Raw genomic sequence first — 17,898 nt, 5'->3', positions numbered from 1 at the left:
AAAGGAGGAAACCGTTTTGCAGGACGAAACCACCCATTTCGAGCGATTTCGCCCCGCACGGTCAAGATCGCTGTGGAAAATCCGCCATTCAGGCCGAGCCGAACTGCCGCGTACCGATGTCGTACAGTTGCTCGAACTGCATCGCAGGCATCGGCTTGGCAAACAGGTAACCCTGCCCTTCAGTACAACGCTCGGCGCGCAGACGATCGCGCTGGGCGGTGGTTTCGATGCCCTCGGCGATGGTCTCCAGGTCAAAGCTGCGGGCCATGTCGAGGATCGCGCGGATCACCGAAAGATCCTGCTGGGTTTCAAGCATGCCGATGACGAAGGTGCGGTCGATCTTGATGCGGCTCAGCGGGTAGGTCTTGAGCAGGCTGAGGGACGCGTAGCCGGTGCCGAAATCGTCGAAGGCGATGCCGACCCCATAGGAACGCAGGCTCTGCAGGGTGCTGAGCACGGTGTCGTCGTGGTTGAGCACGATGTTCTCGGTGATTTCCAGCTCCAGCGCCTCCGCCGGCAGGCCATGTCGCTCGAGCGCCTCGAGGACCTGGGTGACCAGGTTGCCCATGCGGAACTGCGCGCCGAACAGGTTCACCCCCATACGCAGGTCAGGCGCTCCGTTGCGCCGCCAGTAAGCCGCCTGGGCGCAGGCTTCATCCAGAATCCAGGCTCCAACGATGGCCGCCAGCGGCCCGCCCTCCAGCGACGGCAGGAAGGCCGCCGGCGAGAGCAGTCCGCGCTGCGGATGCTGCCAGCGGATCAGCGCCTCGACGCCCCGCAACGAGCCGTCGCGCAGGCTCACCTGAGGCTGGTAGAACAGCAGGAACTCACCGTTGGCCACGGCGCGGTGCAACTCCATTCCGTACAGGTGCCGTGCCGCCGCTTCCATCTTCAGCGCCGGGACGAACACAAAGGCGTGACTGCGCCCGCTGCTCTTGGCCTTGAACAGCGCAAGGTCGGCATTGCCCACCAGCTCCAGCGCCTCCTGGGCGTGCAACGGCGCCAGCGCCACACCGCAACTGGCGGCGACCCGCACTTCGTGGACGTCGATGATGATCGGCTCGGCGATGCTGGCGATCACCGCCTGAGCGAAGCGCATGGCATGTTCAGGGGAAAGCAGGTTCGGCTCGAGAATGGCGAACTCGTCGCCGCCAATGCGTGCCACCGTGGCGCCGGCGGTGGCCAGCCGACCCAGGCGCTCGGCGACCTGTCGCAGAATTCCGTCCCCCACGGCGTGGCCGAGGGAGTCGTTGACGTCCTTGAAGCCGTCCAGGTCGATCATCAGCACCGCCGCCGGGCGTGACTGCACCAGCACGTCTTCGGTGCGCCGGTAGAACTGGCCACGGTTGGCCAGGCCGGTGAGCACGTCGACGCTGGCCAACTGGCGCAACGCCTCCTCTTCCTGGTGGCGAGCGGTGAGGTCCTTGAGCACTGCCTCGAACTTGAGCTTGCCCTTCTCCGACCAGCTGAACAGTGTCAGCCCCAGGGACAGCTCGGAGCCGTCCTTGCGCACGCCGGTGATTTCCCCCGGCACGGCCATGCCGTCCAGGGAAGTGGCATCGCTGGCTCCACTGATCAGCGCACGGAATGACAGACGCTGACGCTCAGGCAACAACAGTTCGAAAGCCTGACCGCTGCCTTCGACCAGGTCGTAGCCGAACAGGTTGGCCGCCGCCTCGTTCCACGCGCCGATCTCGCCCCAGCAGTCGAACCACACCACGGGCGTGGGCGAGGTGCCGGCGTACTCCTCGAACAAAGGCCGGGTGCGCGACGAAGCGACTTCGATGCGCCGCAACTCCAGCCGGTCCGATGCCATGCGCGCCAACTCGACCAGGCGCTCGCGGTCCTCGCCGGAAAAGTCCTCGTGGGGCTGGCTGTCGATGATGCAAAGGGCGCCGAGCGCCTGCCCCTCCACCGACAACAGCGGCACGCCGGCGTAGAAGCGCACGCCATTGGGCGCGGTGACCAGAGGGTTGTCATGGAAGCGTTCGTCGCGGCTGGCATCGCCCACCACCATCACGCCGTCCTGGGCAATGGCGTGGGCGCAGAAGGACACGTCACGGCCCATGTCGACCTCGCCGATTCCGGTGGCAGCGGCGAAGAACACATGGTCACTACCGATCATGTTCACCGCGGCGACTGGCATGCCGAACATGCGCACGGCGATCTGCACCACCGGGTCGAGGCTCGGCAGCAGGTTTTCGTCGTCGAATCCATAGTCGGAGAGAGCGTTCAGGCGCTCACTCTCGTTCGGCAACGTCATGGGACAGCGCATAGGGGAAACCTCCCTTTTTCCTCAATTTCTCCCTTTACCGATGCGCACAAGGATAGTTCCACTTTTCATACAGTGATGTATGTCACCTCTGTCAGGAGCCGGACGGTCACTTGCAGCACTCCACGGTATAGCGCCGCTCACCGTCTAGTTCGCGCACCTGCAGGCCATGCACGTCCGAGTCGAAGCCGGGGAAGTTGCGCTCGAAACTCTGGGCGAAGGCCAGGTAATCGAGTATGGAGCGGGTGGATTCGGTGAACCGCTCGCCCGGCATGATCAGCGGGATACCTGGCGGGTATGGCACCAGCATCACCGCCGCGATGCGCCCTTCCAAACGATCGATCGGCACCGCTTCGACCTCACCGCGCACCAGCTGCGCGTAGGCATCCGCCGGGCGCATGGCGATTTCCGGCAGCACCGTGTACATGCGTTTCATCGCCTTGGCCGTGGCATGGTCGCGGTAGCAGCGGTGCAACTCGTCGCACAGGTCGCGCAGGCCCATGCCTGCGTAGCGTGCGCCGCCTGCCTGGGCGACGCTGGGCAGGGCGTCTGCCAGCGGCTGGTTGGCGTCATAGCTGCGCTTGAACTCCAGAAGTTCTGTGACCAGGGTGCTCCACTTGCCCTTGGTCACGCCCATGGAGAACAGCACGAGGAAGGAATACAGCCCGGTCTTTTCCACCACCAGCCCGCGTTCCCAGAGGAAGCGACTGACCACCGCGGCGGGAATCCCTCGCGAGTCCAGGCGGCCGCCGGCGGTGAGGCCCGGCGTGGCCAGGGTGACCTTGATCGGGTCGAGCAGCACGTAATCTTCCACCGCGTCGCCGAAGCCGTGCCAGTCGGCGTTGGGCTCCAGCACCCAGTCGCGGGTCTTCACTTCGTCGGTGCCCTCGACGCCCGGCGGCTGCCAGACGCAGAACCACCAGTCGTCCTCGGCGAGGCTCTGCTGCACATTGGCCAGGGCGCGGCGGAAGCTCAGGGCTTCGTCGAAGGTTTCCTGGATCAGCGAACGCCCTGCCGGGCCTTCCATCATCGCCGAGGCCACGTCCAGCGAGGCAATGATGCCGTACTGCGGCGAGGTGGAGATGTGCATCATGAAGGCTTCGTTGAAGCGCGCCTGCTCGAAGCGCCGAGCGCCGGCGTCCTGCACGTGAATCATCGAGGCCTGGCTGAAGGCCGCGAGCATCTTGTGCGTGGAATGAGTGGTGAACACCAGCGGGCCGCTGTCATCGCGGCTGGTGCCCATGCCGTAGCGGCCATCGTAGAACTCATGGAAGGCCGCGTAGGCGTACCAGGCCTCGTCAAAATGCAGCACCTCGACGCTGTCGCCCAGGGCCTGCTTGATCATCTGCGCGTTGTAGCAAAGGCCGTCGTAGGTGGAGTTGGTCACTACCGCCAGCCGCACCTTGGGCTCGCGGCCGCGGGCCAGCGGGCTGGCTTCGATCTTCGCGACGATGGATTCGCGGCTGAACTCGGACAGCGGGATCGGCCCGATGATGCCCAGTTCGTTGCGCTCCGGTGTCAGGTAGAGCGGGATGGCGCCAGTCATGATGATCGCGTGGAGGATCGACTTATGGCAGTTGCGGTCCACCAGCACCAGGTCGTCGCGACAGACCATGGAATGCCAGACGATCTTGTTCGCCGTGGAGGTGCCGTTGATCACGAAGAAGGTGTGGTCGGCGCCAAAATTGCGCGCGGCGCGGGCTTCCGCCTCGGCCAGCGGGCCGGTGTGATCCAGCAGCGAGCCCAGTTCGGGCACCGAGACGGAGAGGTCCGAACGCAGGGTGTTCTCCCCGAAGAACTGGTGAAACGCCTGCCCCACCGGACTCTTGCGATAGGCCACGCCGCCGCCATGACCTGGCGTGTGCCAGGAATAGTTGGACTGCGCGGTGTGCTCCACCAGAGCGCGGAAGAACGGCGGTAGCAGGCCTTCCAGGTATTTGCGCGCGGCGCGGCTGACCTGACGGGCGAGGAAGGGCACAGTGTCTTCGAACAGATAAAGGATGCCGCGCAACTGGTGCAGGTCAGCCATGGACTCGGCCGGCGCGTTCTCGATGGTCATCTGTTCGCCAAGGGCGAAGATCGGCAGCTGCGGTGCGCGTACCCGCGCCATGCGGATCAGCTCCACCACGTCCTGCAGCAGGCGCTGGTTCTCCCCCGCCCCCTCGGCGGCGACCAGGATGCAGGCGAGACCATGGTGGGTCGAAGCGACGATGCGCCCCTCGGCGGAACTGGCAGTGGAAAGGATGCTGAAGCCGTCCTGCTCCAGTTCCCGCGCGATATCCCTCACCCGGTCGCCGGCCACGGTATCGGCCTTGATGTCGCGATGGACGATGAGAATGGGGAATTTTAAGTCTTTGTACATTGTGAACCCCTGAATGGACGTACGACTGGCGTCGATCCCTTTCAGAGTATGGACTCACGGAATGTAGGGGAATGCGCTCGGCTTGCGGCTGTAATAAAACGTCGCGTTGCCGACAGGTCTGGAATGGGGCTCGTCCTGATATCGGTAGGAGCGAGCTTGCTCGCGAACCACCCAACACCGGAGCTCTCTGGGAACTCCATTCGCGAGCAAGCTCGCTCCTACAGAAAAGCGCTGCGCAGAAATGAAAAAGGCCCTGTTCAGGGGCCTTTTTCAGGTAGCACGAAGGATTACTCCTTCGGCGCTTCCATCTGTGCCCACAGCGACGGGCCGCCTGCGGATTTCTCGATCACCGCCAGGCGCGCGACGTGCGCCTCGATCTCGGCATCGGTGGCGCGGATCACTCGGGTCAGCCCGCGCTCGGCCGCCAGGCGACGGATCGCCGATGCAGTGGCGCGCCCGCTGCCATCCCCGGCCGCACCATCGCCAGCCAGCGACAGGCTGGTCTGGCCACCGGTCATCGCCAGGTAGACGTCGGCGAGAATCTCGGCGTCGAGCAGTGCGCCGTGGAGGTCACGGCCGGAGTTGTCGACGCCGTAGCGCTTGCAAAGGGCATCGAGGTTGTTGCGCTGACCCGGATGGCGCTCACGGGCCATCAACAGGGTATCGAGGATGCCGCAATAGTCGGCGACGTCGGCACGCTCGGACTGCCCCAGCAGGGCGAATTCGTTGTTGATGAAGCCAACGTCGAACGCCGCGTTGTGGATGATCAGCTGGGCGCCCTTGATGAATTCGAAGAAGTCATCCGCCACTTCGCGGAAGCGCGGCATGTCCTTGACGTATTCATTGGTAATGCCGTGGACCGCGATGGCGCCTTCGTCGATCTCGCGGTCGGGCTGCAGGTAGACGTGGAAGTGCCGGCCTGTCAGGCGGCGACCGTCGAGTTCGACGCAACCGATCTCGATGATCCGGTGACCGTCGGTGACCGGCATACCGGTCGTTTCAGTATCGAGTACGACGCTGCGCATTCTGTGTGAAACCTTCTTGCAGTTGATTCGCCCGGACGGGTCCCGGCGAACTTGATTCTGATAGCCGGACGCTTAGCGCGGCAGCTCGCTCACGCCACGGTTGGCGAGCATGTCGGCACGCTCGTTGCCGGGGTGGCCGGTATGGCCGCGCACCCAGCGCCATTCGACAGTATGCCGGTTCACCTGCTCGTCCAGCGCCTGCCACAGGTCGGCATTCTTAACCGGCTGCTTGGCGGCGGTCTTCCAGCCGCGCTTCTTCCAGTTGACCATCCACTCGGTAATGCCCTGCATGACGTACTGCGAGTCAGTGACGATGCGTACGTCGCAATGCCGCTTGAGCGCGGCCAGGGCCATGATGGCGGCCATCAGCTCCATGCGGTTGTTGGTGGTTTCGGCCTCGCCGCCCCACAGTTCGCGCTCGGCGCCCTTGTAGAACAGCACGGCGCCCCAGCCACCCGGGCCCGGGTTGCCCTTGCAGGCGCCGTCGGTATAGATCTCGACTTTCTCTTCGCTCATTTGGCTCGCTTTCAGGACTCGGAATCGCGGCGACTGACCTTGGCCACCGGCAGCGGCACCAGTTGGCCACGCGGCTCGCGACGGGGCTGGCGCAGGGGTCGAAGTCCGACCACCAGCTTGCGCGCCACCAATAGATAGAAGCCGGCGCCGGAGCCCTGCAGGACGGGGCCCCAGGTCTCCATGCGGGCCAGACGGCCCTGCCATTTCGCCGATGCAAGCGGCGGACGATAACACCCGAAGCGGCGTTTCTCCAGCGCGAAGCCCAGCAGGTTGAGCCAGTCGCAGACCCGGTTCGGCGAGATGCAGCGGGCGCGGCGCAAGGCATCGCGGGCGAAGTAGTGGCGGATGCCCCAGGCGCTCCAGGGGTTCACCCCGACCACCAGCAGGTGCCCGCCAGGGCGCACGCTGCGCGCGGCTTCGCGCAGCAGGCGGTGCGGTGACAGGCAGAAATCCAGGCCGTGCTGCAGCAGCACCACATCGGCGGCGTGCTCGCCCAAAGGCCAGGCCGCCTCGTCGCAGGCGATTTCCACGCCGGGCAGCGGCGGCCCGAGGCGCACGCCGCGCTGGATGTTGCCAACACTGGCCGGCAGTTCCGCATGCGGCCCGTAATGCACCAGGTAGCCACCGAAATAGCGCTCCAGCTCGTCGATCAGCAGTCGCTGTTCCTCGGCGAGCATCATTCCGCCGATCGGCCCGGACAGCCAATGACGGGCCTGGTCGATCAGCTCCAGCCAGTCGGCATCGGCCTGAGCGAAGGGTTCTTCGATCATCACTACCCCCTGTGGGACAGCGCGACACAAAAGTGCGTATCCGCACTACTATGCGCCAATGCCCACCACTTGGCGACTTTCCACCCATGATACAGATAGATGCGCTTCCCGCCTTTTCCGACAACTACCTCTGGCTGTTGCAGGATGTGACCCGCCGCGAATGCGCGGTGGTCGACCCGGGCGACGCCGCACCGGTCGAGCAATGGTTACTGGCCCATCCGGGCTGGAAGCTGACCGACATCATCGTCACCCACCACCATGCCGACCACGTGGGCGGTGTCGCCCGACTGAAGGCCGAAACCGGCGCCCGCGTGCTGGGCCCGGCCGGGGAGAAGATACCGGCGCGCGACGTGGCGCTGGAGGATGGCGACCGGGTCGAAGTGCTCGGCCTGACGTTCGAGGTCTTCCATGTACCCGGCCATACCCTGGGCCACATCGCGTACTTCGGCGACAACCACGGGCAACCGCTGCTGTTCTGCGGCGACACCCTGTTCGCCGCCGGTTGCGGCCGCCTCTTCGAAGGCACCCCAGCGCAGATGCACGCCTCGCTGAGCCGGCTGGCCGCCCTGCCCGGCCATACCGCCGTGTACTGCACCCACGAATACACCTTGAGCAACCTGCGCTTCGCCTGCGCAGTGGAACCGGAGAATCCGGAAGTCCTGGCGCGCTTCGAAGAGGTCAGTCGCTGGCGTGAACAGGGGAAGATCAGCCTTCCTTCTTCCATTGCCCTGGAACGTGCGACGAATCCTTTCCTTCGTGTGTCAGAAACATCCGTTAAGAAAATGGCCGACGAGCGGGACGGCCAGCAAATCCGCACGCCGGAAGAGGTCTTTGCGACCATTCGCCGCTGGAAGGACCAGTTCTGAGGACTGGCGAAATCTTGACCAGGGCTGGCCCGGTTTCTAGAATCGCCGAAATTTTTGCCCCGGACAAAGTCATCAGCCAATGCCGCCCAAGACCAGAAATACCTCCGATCTAGACGCATTGGCACGTGCCATCCGAGTCTCCATTGTATTGCTCGCAGCGGGCCTGGCGGGCTGCCAGTCGACCAGCCAGGTCGCCAGCAACAGCCCGGCCCGCAGCGCCTCGCGCGCCGTCGACGTGCAGTTCACGCCGGCATGGAACCAGGCCCAGAACGATATCTGGGAACGCATGCGCGGCGGCTTCCAGCTACAGGACCAGCTCAATACCAACCCGCGTATCGAACGCCAGCGCCTGTGGTTCATGAGCAACCAGTCGTTCCTGGAGAATGCCAGCGAACGCGGTGCGCCCTACATGCACTACGTCGTCGAGCGACTGGAAGAGCGCGACATGCCGCTGGAGCTCGCGCTGCTGCCGATGATCGAGAGCTCGTACAACCCGATGGCCGTGTCGCGCGCCCAGGCCGTGGGCCTGTGGCAATTCATCCCGAGCACCGGCACGCACTTCAACCTGCGCCAGACCAACTTCTATGACGGCCGCCGCGACATCACCGCGTCGACCAACGCCGCGCTGACCTACCTGAACCGCCTGCATGACATGTTCAACGGCGACTGGCTGCTCGCGCTGGCCGCCTACAACGCCGGCGAAGGCACCGTCAGCCGCGCGATCGAGCGCAACGAGCGCCTCGGCCTGCCCACCGACTACTGGAACCTGCCCCTTCCGCAGGAGACTCAGGACTACGTGCCCAAGCTGCTGGCCCTGTCGCAGCTGGTGAATGCCCCGACCATCTACGGCATCAACCTCAGCCCGATCGCCAACCAGCCCTACTTCACCTCGATTCGCGTCAAGCCGGGCCTGGACCTTTCCCAGGTCGCCGCAGTGGCCGATCTGGACCAGGATGAACTCCAGCAGCTCAACCCCGCCTTCAAACGCGGCGTGACCCTGGATGGCCCGCATCATCTGCTGGTGCCGCTGGACAAGGCCGACTCCCTCAAGGCAGGCGTCGCGAACCTGGAGCCAGTACAGCTCAAGCCCCTGGTGGCCTCGAACAATGGTCATTATCGCGTGCGCAAGGGTGACAGCCTGCACAGCATCGCCCAGCGCTACCGCCTGAGCGTGGCGGAGCTCAAGGCCGCCAACCGCCTGAGCGCCAACCGCCTGCGTAACGGCCAGACCCTGGTGATCCCCGGCCAGCCCGGCCGCCCGGTCATCGAGCCGGAGAGCCCGCGCCAACTGGCCCAGGTGGAAAGCTCGAAGACCATCGCCAGCGCCCGCGTCACTACTCGCAGCTACACCGTGAAGAATGGCGACACTCTGTGGAACATCGCCAAGAAGAACGGCGTCGAGGTTGCAGACCTCAAGCGCTGGAACGGCCTGGACAACCATGGCGTCAAGCCCGGCCAGACCCTCAAGCTGCAGAGCGCCGCCGCCACCCAGTTGGCTTCCAGCAGCAAGAGCAAGTCCAAGCAGGACACCGCGACCTACTACAAGGTCAAGCAGGGCGATTCGATGTACCTGATCGCCAAGCGCTTCAACGTCGAGATGCAGCACATCAAGCGCTGGAACCCCCGCAGTGGCCGAGCCCTGAAGCCGGGCCAGACCATCACCCTGTATCTCGATACCGCCAGCCGCTGAGTGTCACCCTGCGCCGGGGCGCACAGCCCCGGCCGCATGTCTTCTGGCAGCAAGGACAAGCTGCTACTGTACGACGCTAACCTCCTTCAGCCAGCCGGGATCGGATCCTACGCCTGATGCGTCGCTTGTCTCTCCTGCTCCTGGGACTATTCCTGGGCCTCCCCGCCTCCGCCCAGATCACCGAGAGCCACGGCTACGCGCAATTCGGCGACCTCAAGTACCCGGCCAACTTCGATCACTTCGACTGGGTCAACCCCAAGGCCCCCAAGGGCGGCCTGCTGCGACTGATGGGCCTGGGCACCTTCGACACCCTGAACCCCTACACCTTCAAGGGCAGCCCGCCGGTGAGCACCGCGGACTTCCTGCAGTACGGGGTCAGCGAGTTGAACGAACCGCTGATGGTCGGCACCGGCCTGTATGACCCGTCCGGCGACGAGCCCGCCTCCAGCTACGGACTGATCGCCCGCAGTGTGGAGTACGCCGACGATCGCAGCTGGGTGGTGTTCAACCTGCGCCCGGAAGCGCGCTTCCACGACGGCAAGCCGATCACCGCCTACGACGTGGCGTTTTCCTACCGCACCCTGCTCAAGCATGGCCACCCGATGTACCGCACCAACCTGCAGGAAGTGCAGCGGGTCGACATCCTCTCGCCGCAGAGCATCCGCTTCGTCTTCAAGCGCCATGACAACCCGCTGCTGATCCTGCGCCTGGGCGAGATGCCAGTGCTGCCGCAGCACTATTGGAAGGGCCGCGACTTCCAGGCGACCACCTTCGAGCCGCCACTGGGCAGCGGGCCGTATCGGATCACCGAAGTGGCGCCAGGTCGACGGCTGGTGTTCGAGCGGGTCAAGGACTGGTGGGGCAAGGACCTGCCGGTAAACCGCGGCAAGTACAACTTCGATCGCGTCGAGGTGGACTTCTACCGCGACGCCGGCATCGCCTTCGAAGCCTTCAAGGCAGGCGAATTCGACATCTACATCGAGCACCAGGCGAAGAACTGGCGCAGCAACTATCGCTTCCCGGCGGTGCGCAGGGGGGACGTGGTGAAGGTGGAAATCCCCCACCAGATCCCTACCCAGACCCAGGCGCTGTTCCTCAACACCCGCCGCGCAACCTTTGCCGATCGCCGCCTGCGCGAGGCACTGGGGATGATGTTCGATTTCGAATGGACCAATCGCGCGCTGTTCAACGACTCCTACGTACGCGCCAGCAGCTACTACCCCAACAGCACCTTCGCAGCCACCGGTGCGCCCCAGGGCAGGGAGTGGCTGCTGCTCTCCCCGTACCGCCAGCAACTGCCCGAGGCACTCTTCAAGCGCCCCTTCACGGTGCCGGTTACCAAGGGCGCCGGCATTCCGCGGGAAACCCTGCGCCACGCTTTGGGTCTATTGGGCGAAGCCGGCTGGAAGCTCTCCGGCGATCGTCTGCTGGACGCCAGCGGCAAGCAGTTGCGCTTCGAGATCCTGCTGGTCAACCCCAGCCTTGAGCGGATACTTCAGCCCTATCGCGAGAACCTCGCCAGCATCGGCATCGATGCGAGCTTGCGCACCGTGGACCGCGCCCAGTACAAACAGCGTCTGGACCAGTTCGACTACGACATGATTCTGATGACCCTGCCCCAGACACTGAGCCCCGGCCTCGAACAATGGCAGTACTTCCATTCCAGCCAGGTGGCGGTCAAGGGCAGCAAGAACTATGCGGGCATCGCCAACCCCGTGGTGGACGCGATGCTCGAAAAACTCCTCGGCGCCACCGATCGCGACCAGCAGGAAGTTGCGGCCCGCGCCCTGGACCGGGTGCTGCTGTGGCAGCACTACAGCATTCCCAACTGGTACCTGAACAAGCACCGACTGGCGTACCGCAACCGCTTCGCCTTCGTCACCACGCCGCCCTACACGCTGGGTCTGCGAGCCTGGTGGCAAAAAGACCAGGAGAAAACCCTATGAAAAGCCCCCGCCGCGCCGCGCTCTGCGCCGGCCTGTTGCTGGGACTGCTGGGCAGTGCGCAGGCCGCGCCGCAGCACGCCATCACCCTGTATGACGAGGCGCCGAAATACCCGGCGAACTTCAAGCATTTCGACTTCGTCAATGCCGATGCGCCCAAGGGCGGCACGTTGCGTCTCTCCGACTTCGGCGGTTTCGACAGCCTCAACCCCTTCATCGCCAAGGGCAACTCGGCCCCGCAGATCAACCTGATCTACGACACCCTCACCTTCCACTCTCTCGACGAGCCCTTCACCGAATACGGTCTGCTCGCCGAAAAGATCGAAAAGGACCCGGAGCACCGCTTCGTCCGCTACTACCTGCGCCCCGAGGCACGCTTCCAGGACGGCACTCCGGTCACCGCCGAAGACGTCGTGTTCACCTTCGAGACCCTGATGAAGGATGGCGACCCGATGTACCGCAATTACTATGCGGACGTCGACAAGGTGGTGGCCGAGGACAAGCTGCGCGTGCGCTTCGACTTCAAGCACGGCGACAACCGCGAGCTGCCGCTGATCCTCGGCCAGCTGTCGATCCTGCCCAAGCACTGGTGGGCCAGCCGCGACTTCAACAAGACCAACATGGAGCCGCCACTGGGTAGCGGTCCGTACCGCATCGCCAAGGTCGAGGCCGGCCGCTCGATTCGCTACGAGAAGGTCAAGGACTGGTGGGGCGACAAGTTGCCGGTGAACCGCGGCTTCAACAATTTCGACGCCGTGGTGGTGGAGTCCTACCGCGATCTGACCGTCGCGCTGGAAGCCTTCAAGGCCGGGCAGTTCGACTTCAACGACGAGCGCATCGCTAAGAACTGGGCGACCGCCTACGACTCGCCCGCCGTGCGCGACGGCCGCATCGTTCGCGAGGAGCCGGTAAACGGCAACCCGTGGGGCATGCAGGCCTATGCCTTCAACATCCGCCGCCCGGTGTTCCAGGACCCGCGCGTGCGTGAAGCCATCACCAACCTGTTCGACTTCGAATGGACGAACAAGCAGCTGTTCTTCGGCTCCTACCTGCGCGACGGCAGCTACTTCGAGAACTCCGAGATGGCCGCCAAGGAGCTGCCGGACGCGGAAGAGCTGAAAATCCTCGAACCGCTGCGCGACAAGCTGCCGCCGCAGGTCTTCACCCAGGTCTACGTGCCGCCCACCAGCGACGGCAGCGGCATCATCCGCGAGCAGAAGCGCAAGGCCTACCAACTGTTGCTGGAGGCCGGCTACAAGATCGAGAACGACAAGATGGTCGGTCCGGACGGCAAGCAGCTGAGCTTCGAGTTCATGCTCGCCCAGGCCGACTTCGAGCGCGTGCTGCTGCCCTTCAAGCGCAACCTCGCCGAGCTGGGCATCGACATGCAACTGCGCCGGGTCGACGTCTCGCAGTACATCAACCGCCTGCGCTCGCGGGATTACGACATGATCGTCAGCAGTTGGCCGCAGTCCAGCTCGCCAGGCAACGAGCAGCGCGAGTTCTGGCACTCCAGCAGCGCCGACAAGCCCGGCAGCCGCAACTTCATCGGCCTGCGCGACCCGGGCATCGACGCCCTGGTGGAAGGCCTGATCAACGCCGACTCCCGCGAAAGCCTGGTACGCCACGCCCGCGCGCTGGATCGAGCCCTGCTCTGGGGCCACTACGTAGTGCCCAACTGGTACCTGGGCAACTGGCGCATCGCCTACTGGAACCGCATCGCCCACCCGGAAAAACTCCCGCCCTACAGCTACGCGCTGCAGACCTGGTGGCAAGCCCGCGAGAAGGCCGAGCCGAGCAAAACCGATACCAAGGCTGCGGCCGAAACGCCGGCTGATGGCGCCGGCGCCCAAGGGACCAACTGATGCTGGCCTACATCCTGCGGCGCCTGCTGCTGATCATCCCCACCCTGTTCGGCATCCTGCTGATCAACTTCATCATCATCCAGGCGGCCCCCGGCGGCCCGGTGGAGCAGATGATCGCCAAGCTGGAAGGCTTCGATGCCGCCAGCGGCGGCGCCACTGGGCGCATCTCCGGCGGCGGCGGTGAAGTCGCAGCTGCCGGCACGCACTACCGCGGCGCCCAGGGCCTGGACCCGGAGCTGGTGAAGGAAATCGAGAAGATGTACGGCTTCGACAAGCCGGCGCCCGAACGCTTCTGGATCATGCTCAAGAACTACGTGTACCTGGACTTCGGCCAGAGCTTCTTCCGCGACGCCAAGGTCACCGACCTGATCGTCGAGAAGCTGCCCGTGTCCATCTCCCTGGGGCTATGGAGCACGCTGATCATGTACCTGGTGTCGATCCCACTGGGTATCGCCAAGGCGGTGCGCCACGGCAGCCATTTCGACGTCTGGACCAGCTCGGCAATCATCGTCGGCTACGCCATCCCTGCGTTCCTCTTCGCCATCCTGCTGGTGGTACTGTTCGCCGGCGGCAGCTACTGGGACTGGTTCCCCTTGCGCGGGCTGACCTCCAACAACTTCGACGAGCTGACCTGGGGCGGCAAGGTCCGCGACTACTTCTGGCACCTGGCGCTACCCATCACCGCGCTGGTGATCGGCAACTTCGCCACCATCACCCTGCTGACCAAGAACAGCTTCCTCGACGAGATCGGCAAGCAGTACGTGGTCACCGCCCGCGCCAAGGGCCTCACCGAGCGTCGCGTGCTCTACGGCCATGTATTCCGCAACGCCATGCTGCTGATCATCGCGGGCCTGCCCTCGGCCCTGCTGGGCATCTTCTTCACCGGCTCGCTGCTGATCGAAGTGATCTTCTCCCTCGACGGCCTGGGCCTGCTCAGCTTCGAGGCGGCGCTGAACCGCGACTACCCGGTGGTGTTCGGCACGCTGTTCATCTTCACCCTGTTCGGCCTGATCATGAAGCTGGTCAGCGACGTCCTCTACACGCTGGTCGATCCGCGCATCGACTTCGAGAACCGGGAGTAATCCGATGCGCCTGTCTCCCATCAATCAGCGCCGCTGGGCGCGCTTCAAGGCCAACAAGCGTGGCTGGTGGTCGCTCTGGCTGTTCCTCGCACTGTTCATCCTGAGTCTGGGCGCCGAGCTGATCGCCAACGACAAGCCACTGGCGATCCGCTACGACGGCGAGTGGTACTTCCCGGTGGTCAAGCGTTACCCGGAAACCGCCTTCGGCGGCGAGTTCCCCATGGAGGCGAACTACAAGAGCCCGTACATGCGCGAGCAGATTGCGCAGAAGAACGGCTGGATCCTCTGGCCGCCGATCGCCTACAGCTACGACACCATCAACTACGACCTGCGCGTGCCGGCGCCCTCCGCCCCCACTGCGGAAAACTGGCTGGGCACCGACGACCAGGCGCGCGACGTGATGGCGCGGGTGATCTACGGCTTCCGCGTGTCCGTGCTGTTCGCCCTGATCCTCACCGTCCTCAGCTCCATCGTCGGCGTCGCAGTGGGCGCCCTGCAGGGCTTCTACGGCGGCTGGATCGACCTGCTTGGCCAACGCTTCCTGGAAATCTGGTCGGGCCTGCCGGTGCTCTACCTGCTGATCATCCTCGCCAGCTTCGTGCAGCCGAGCTTCTGGTGGCTGCTGGGAATCATGCTGTTGTTCTCCTGGATGAGCCTGGTGGACGTGGTACGCGCCGAGTTCCTCCGTGGCCGAAACCTGGAATACGTGCGCGCCGCGCGAGCCCTGGGTATGCGTAACGGCGCGATCATGTTCCGCCACATCCTGCCCAACGCGATGATTTCAACACTGACCTTCATGCCCTTCATCCTCACCGGCGCGATCGGCACCCTGACCTCCCTGGACTTCCTCGGCTTCGGCCTGCCCGCCGGCGCGCCGTCGCTGGGCGAGCTGGTCGCCCAGGGCAAGTCCAACCTGCAGGCGCCCTGGCTGGGCATCACCGCCTTCGTGGTGCTGGCCGTAATGCTGAGCCTGCTGGTGTTCATCGGTGAAGCCGCCCGCGATGCCTTCGACCCGAGGAAGTGACATGAGCCAGAACGAGAACCTCATCGAAGTCCGCGACCTGTCCGTCGACTTCCTCTGCGGCGACGACCACGTACGCGCGGTGGAACACATCAGTTTCGACATCCGAAAAGGGGAGACCCTGGCACTGGTGGGCGAAAGCGGCTCCGGCAAGTCGGTCACCGCGCATTCCATCCTGCGCCTGCTGCCCTACCCTACCGCCAGCCATCCCTCCGGCAGCATCCAGTTCGCCGGAAAGGACCTGCTCAAGCTGCCCGAGCGCAAGTTGCGCGGCATCCGCGGCAACCGCATCGCCATGGTGTTCCAGGAACCCATGACCTCGCTGAACCCGCTGCACACCATCGAGAAACAGATCGGCGAAGTGCTGGCGCTGCACAAGGGCATGAGCGGCAACCAGGCCCGTGCACGCACGCTGGAGCTACTGGATCTGGTCGGCATCCCCAACCCCGCCAGCCGCCTCAAGGCCTACCCGCACGAGCTTTCCGGTGGCCAGCGGCAGCGGGTGATGATCGCCATGGCGCTGGCCTGCGAGCCGGAACTGCTGATCGCCGATGAACCGACCACGGCGCTAGACGTCACGGTACAGCTGAAGATCCTCGACCTGCTGCGCGACCTGCAGCAGCGCCTGGGCATGGCCATGCTGCTGATCACCCACGACCTCAATCTGGTCCGGCGCATCGCCCATCGCGTTTGTGTGATGAAGCGCGGCTGCATCGTCGAGCAGGCCGATTGCGATACCCTCTTCACGGCCCCGCAGCACCCCTACACGCGCGAATTGCTCGGCGCCGAGCCCAGCGGTACCCCCGCGCAGAACGAGCCCGGTGCGCCGCTGCTGGAGGTCGACGACCTGCGCGTGTGGTTCCCGATCAAGAAAGGCGTGTTCCGCAAGACCGTCGACCACGTCAAGGCGGTGGATGGCATCGACTTCAGCCTGCCGCGCGGCCAGACCCTGGGCATCGTCGGCGAGAGCGGTTCGGGCAAGTCGACCCTGGGCCTGGCCATCCTCCGGTTGATCAACAGCCAAGGCGGCATCCGCTTCGAAGGCCAGGCCATCGAAGGTATGAACCAGGCGGAAGTCAGGCCTCTGCGGCGCGAGATGCAGGTAGTCTTCCAGGACCCGTTCGGCAGCCTCAGCCCGCGCATGTCGGTAGGCCAGATCGTCGGCGAAGGCCTGGATATCCATGGCATGGGCACCGTCGAAGAGCGCGAGCAGGCGATCATTGAAGCGCTGAAGGAAGTCGGGCTTGACCCGGATACCCGCCACCGCTATCCCCATGAGTTCTCCGGGGGCCAGCGGCAGCGCATCGCCATCGCCCGCGCCCTGGTGCTGAAGCCGGCGCTGATCCTGCTGGACGAGCCGACCTCGGCACTGGACCGCACCGTGCAGCGCCAGGTGGTCGAACTGCTGCGTGGGCTGCAGGCCAAGTACAACCTGACCTACCTGTTCATCAGCCACGACCTGGCAGTGGTGAAAGCCCTGAGCCACCAGTTGATGGTGATCCGCCACGGCAAGGTAGTCGAACAGGGCATGGCCGATGAAGTCTTCGCCGCGCCGCAGCACGCGTACACACAGCAATTGCTGGAAGCAGCCTTCATGGTGCCCACGCAAGCCTGAGCCAGCAGCAGACAAGGAAACACTGAACATGGGATTTCTAGCCGGTAAACGCGTACTGATCGTCGGTGTCGCCAGCAAGCTGTCCATCGCCTCCGGCATCGCCGCGGCGATGCACCGGGAAGGCGCCGAGCTCGCCTTCACCTACCAGAACGACAAGCTCAAGGGCCGCGTCGAGGAGTTCGCTGCCGGCTGGGGCTCCAGTGCCGAACTGTGTTTCCCCTGCGACGTGGCCAGCGACGCAGACATCGACGCCGTGTTCGCCGCGCTGGCGAAGCAGTGGGACGGCCTGGACTGCATCGTCCACTCGGTGGGCTTCGCGCCAGGCGACCAGCTCGACGGCGACTTCACCGATGTCACCACGCGCGACGGCTTCCGCATCGCCCACGACATCAGCGCCTACAGCTTCGTCGCCCTGGCCAAGGCCGGTCGCGAGCTGATGCAGGGTCGCAACGGCAGCCTGCTCACCCTCTCCTACCTGGGCGCCGAACGCACGATGCCCAACTACAACGTCATGGGCATGGCCAAGGCCAGTCTGGAAGCCGGCGTGCGCTACCTGGCCGGCAGCCTTGGCCCAGAGGGCACCCGCGTCAACGCCATCTCCGCCGGTCCGATCCGCACCCTGGCCGCCTCGGGCATCAAGAGCTTCCGCAAAATGCTCGCCGCCAACGAACGCCAGACGCCGCTGCGGCGTAACGTAACCATCGAGGAAGTCGGCAACGCCGGCGCCTTCCTCTGCTCGGACCTGGCCAGCGGCATCAGCGGCGAAATCCTCTATGTCGACGGCGGCTTCAACACCACGGCTATGGGCCCGCTGGGCGACGACTAAGGCTTTCAACCGAACAAAGAAAAGGCCGCTGATGCGGCCTTTTCT

The 17,898-nt window shown here is 64.8% G+C and carries 13 protein-coding genes; 8 read left to right on the top strand and 5 right to left on the bottom strand.

Annotated elements, in window-relative coordinates; all coding sequences use genetic code 11:
• Positions 1 to 88 precede the first annotated feature (88 nt).
• The 5 genes from ACNFH5_RS13730 to ACNFH5_RS13710 form a co-directional block, all read right to left on the bottom strand.
• Positions 89 to 2,263, bottom strand: a complete 2,175-nt coding sequence (locus tag ACNFH5_RS13730; protein WP_416746723.1) for a putative bifunctional diguanylate cyclase/phosphodiesterase — start codon at positions 2,261 to 2,263, stop codon at positions 89 to 91.
• A gap of 118 nt (positions 2,264 to 2,381) precedes the next feature.
• Positions 2,382 to 4,634 (bottom strand): Orn/Lys/Arg decarboxylase N-terminal domain-containing protein, encoded by a 2,253-nt coding sequence (locus ACNFH5_RS13725; protein ID WP_416746721.1) that lies wholly within the window; start codon positions 4,632 to 4,634, stop codon positions 2,382 to 2,384.
• A gap of 287 nt (positions 4,635 to 4,921) precedes the next feature.
• Complete coding sequence (gene dnaQ / locus ACNFH5_RS13720; RefSeq protein ID WP_416746719.1) at positions 4,922 to 5,659, bottom strand: DNA polymerase III subunit epsilon; 738 nt, start codon at positions 5,657 to 5,659, stop codon at positions 4,922 to 4,924.
• Between the two features lie 72 nt (positions 5,660 to 5,731).
• Positions 5,732 to 6,175, bottom strand: a complete 444-nt coding sequence (gene rnhA, locus ACNFH5_RS13715) for a ribonuclease HI (RefSeq protein ID WP_024763291.1) — start codon at positions 6,173 to 6,175, stop codon at positions 5,732 to 5,734.
• An 11-nt stretch (positions 6,176 to 6,186) separates the two neighbouring features.
• Positions 6,187 to 6,942 carry a class I SAM-dependent methyltransferase gene (locus ACNFH5_RS13710; protein ID WP_416747310.1) on the bottom strand — a complete coding sequence of 252 codons (756 nt, stop codon included), beginning with the start codon at positions 6,940 to 6,942 and terminating at the stop codon, positions 6,187 to 6,189.
• 89 nt (positions 6,943 to 7,031) lie between these two features.
• Between ACNFH5_RS13710 and gloB the strand changes: the two genes are divergently transcribed.
• The 8 genes from gloB to fabI all read left to right on the top strand — a co-directional run bounded on the left by gloB (position 7,032) and on the right by fabI (position 17,853).
• Positions 7,032 to 7,811, top strand: a complete 780-nt coding sequence (gene gloB / locus ACNFH5_RS13705; protein ID WP_416746716.1) for a hydroxyacylglutathione hydrolase — start codon at positions 7,032 to 7,034, stop codon at positions 7,809 to 7,811.
• A gap of 79 nt (positions 7,812 to 7,890) precedes the next feature.
• Positions 7,891 to 9,501: a LysM peptidoglycan-binding domain-containing protein gene (locus ACNFH5_RS13700; RefSeq protein ID WP_416746714.1), complete on the top strand. Its 1,611-nt coding sequence runs from the start codon at positions 7,891 to 7,893 to the stop codon at positions 9,499 to 9,501.
• Between the two features lie 116 nt (positions 9,502 to 9,617).
• A complete protein-coding gene (locus ACNFH5_RS13695) occupies positions 9,618 to 11,447 on the top strand; it encodes an extracellular solute-binding protein (protein WP_416746712.1) in 1,830 nt (609 codons plus the stop codon).
• Positions 11,444 to 13,309 (top strand): extracellular solute-binding protein, encoded by a 1,866-nt coding sequence (locus ACNFH5_RS13690; RefSeq protein ID WP_416746710.1) that lies wholly within the window; start codon positions 11,444 to 11,446, stop codon positions 13,307 to 13,309. Before ACNFH5_RS13695 ends, ACNFH5_RS13690 begins: the two co-directional genes overlap by 4 nt.
• Positions 13,309 to 14,391, top strand: a complete 1,083-nt coding sequence (locus ACNFH5_RS13685; RefSeq protein WP_416746708.1) for a microcin C ABC transporter permease YejB — start codon at positions 13,309 to 13,311, stop codon at positions 14,389 to 14,391. Before ACNFH5_RS13690 ends, ACNFH5_RS13685 begins: the two co-directional genes overlap by 1 nt.
• Positions 14,392 to 14,395: 4 nt before the next feature.
• Entirely contained in the window at positions 14,396 to 15,415 is a 1,020-nt protein-coding gene (locus ACNFH5_RS13680; protein ID WP_416746706.1) for an ABC transporter permease, read from the top strand.
• Position 15,416: 1 nt separating this feature from the next.
• Complete coding sequence (locus tag ACNFH5_RS13675; protein ID WP_416746704.1) at positions 15,417 to 17,027, top strand: ABC transporter ATP-binding protein; 1,611 nt, start codon at positions 15,417 to 15,419, stop codon at positions 17,025 to 17,027.
• Positions 17,028 to 17,055: 28 nt separating this feature from the next.
• The gene (gene fabI, locus ACNFH5_RS13670) at positions 17,056 to 17,853 is read left to right on the top strand and encodes an enoyl-ACP reductase FabI (RefSeq protein ID WP_416746702.1); all 798 of its coding nucleotides are present in this window, start codon (positions 17,056 to 17,058) and stop codon (positions 17,851 to 17,853) included.
• Positions 17,854 to 17,898 lie beyond the last annotated feature (45 nt).

It is taken from the genome of Pseudomonas sp. NY15435 (assembly GCF_048068295.1).
Lineage (GTDB): Bacteria > Pseudomonadota > Gammaproteobacteria > Pseudomonadales > Pseudomonadaceae > Pseudomonas.
This window is presented reverse-complemented; position numbering and strand designations above follow the sequence as displayed.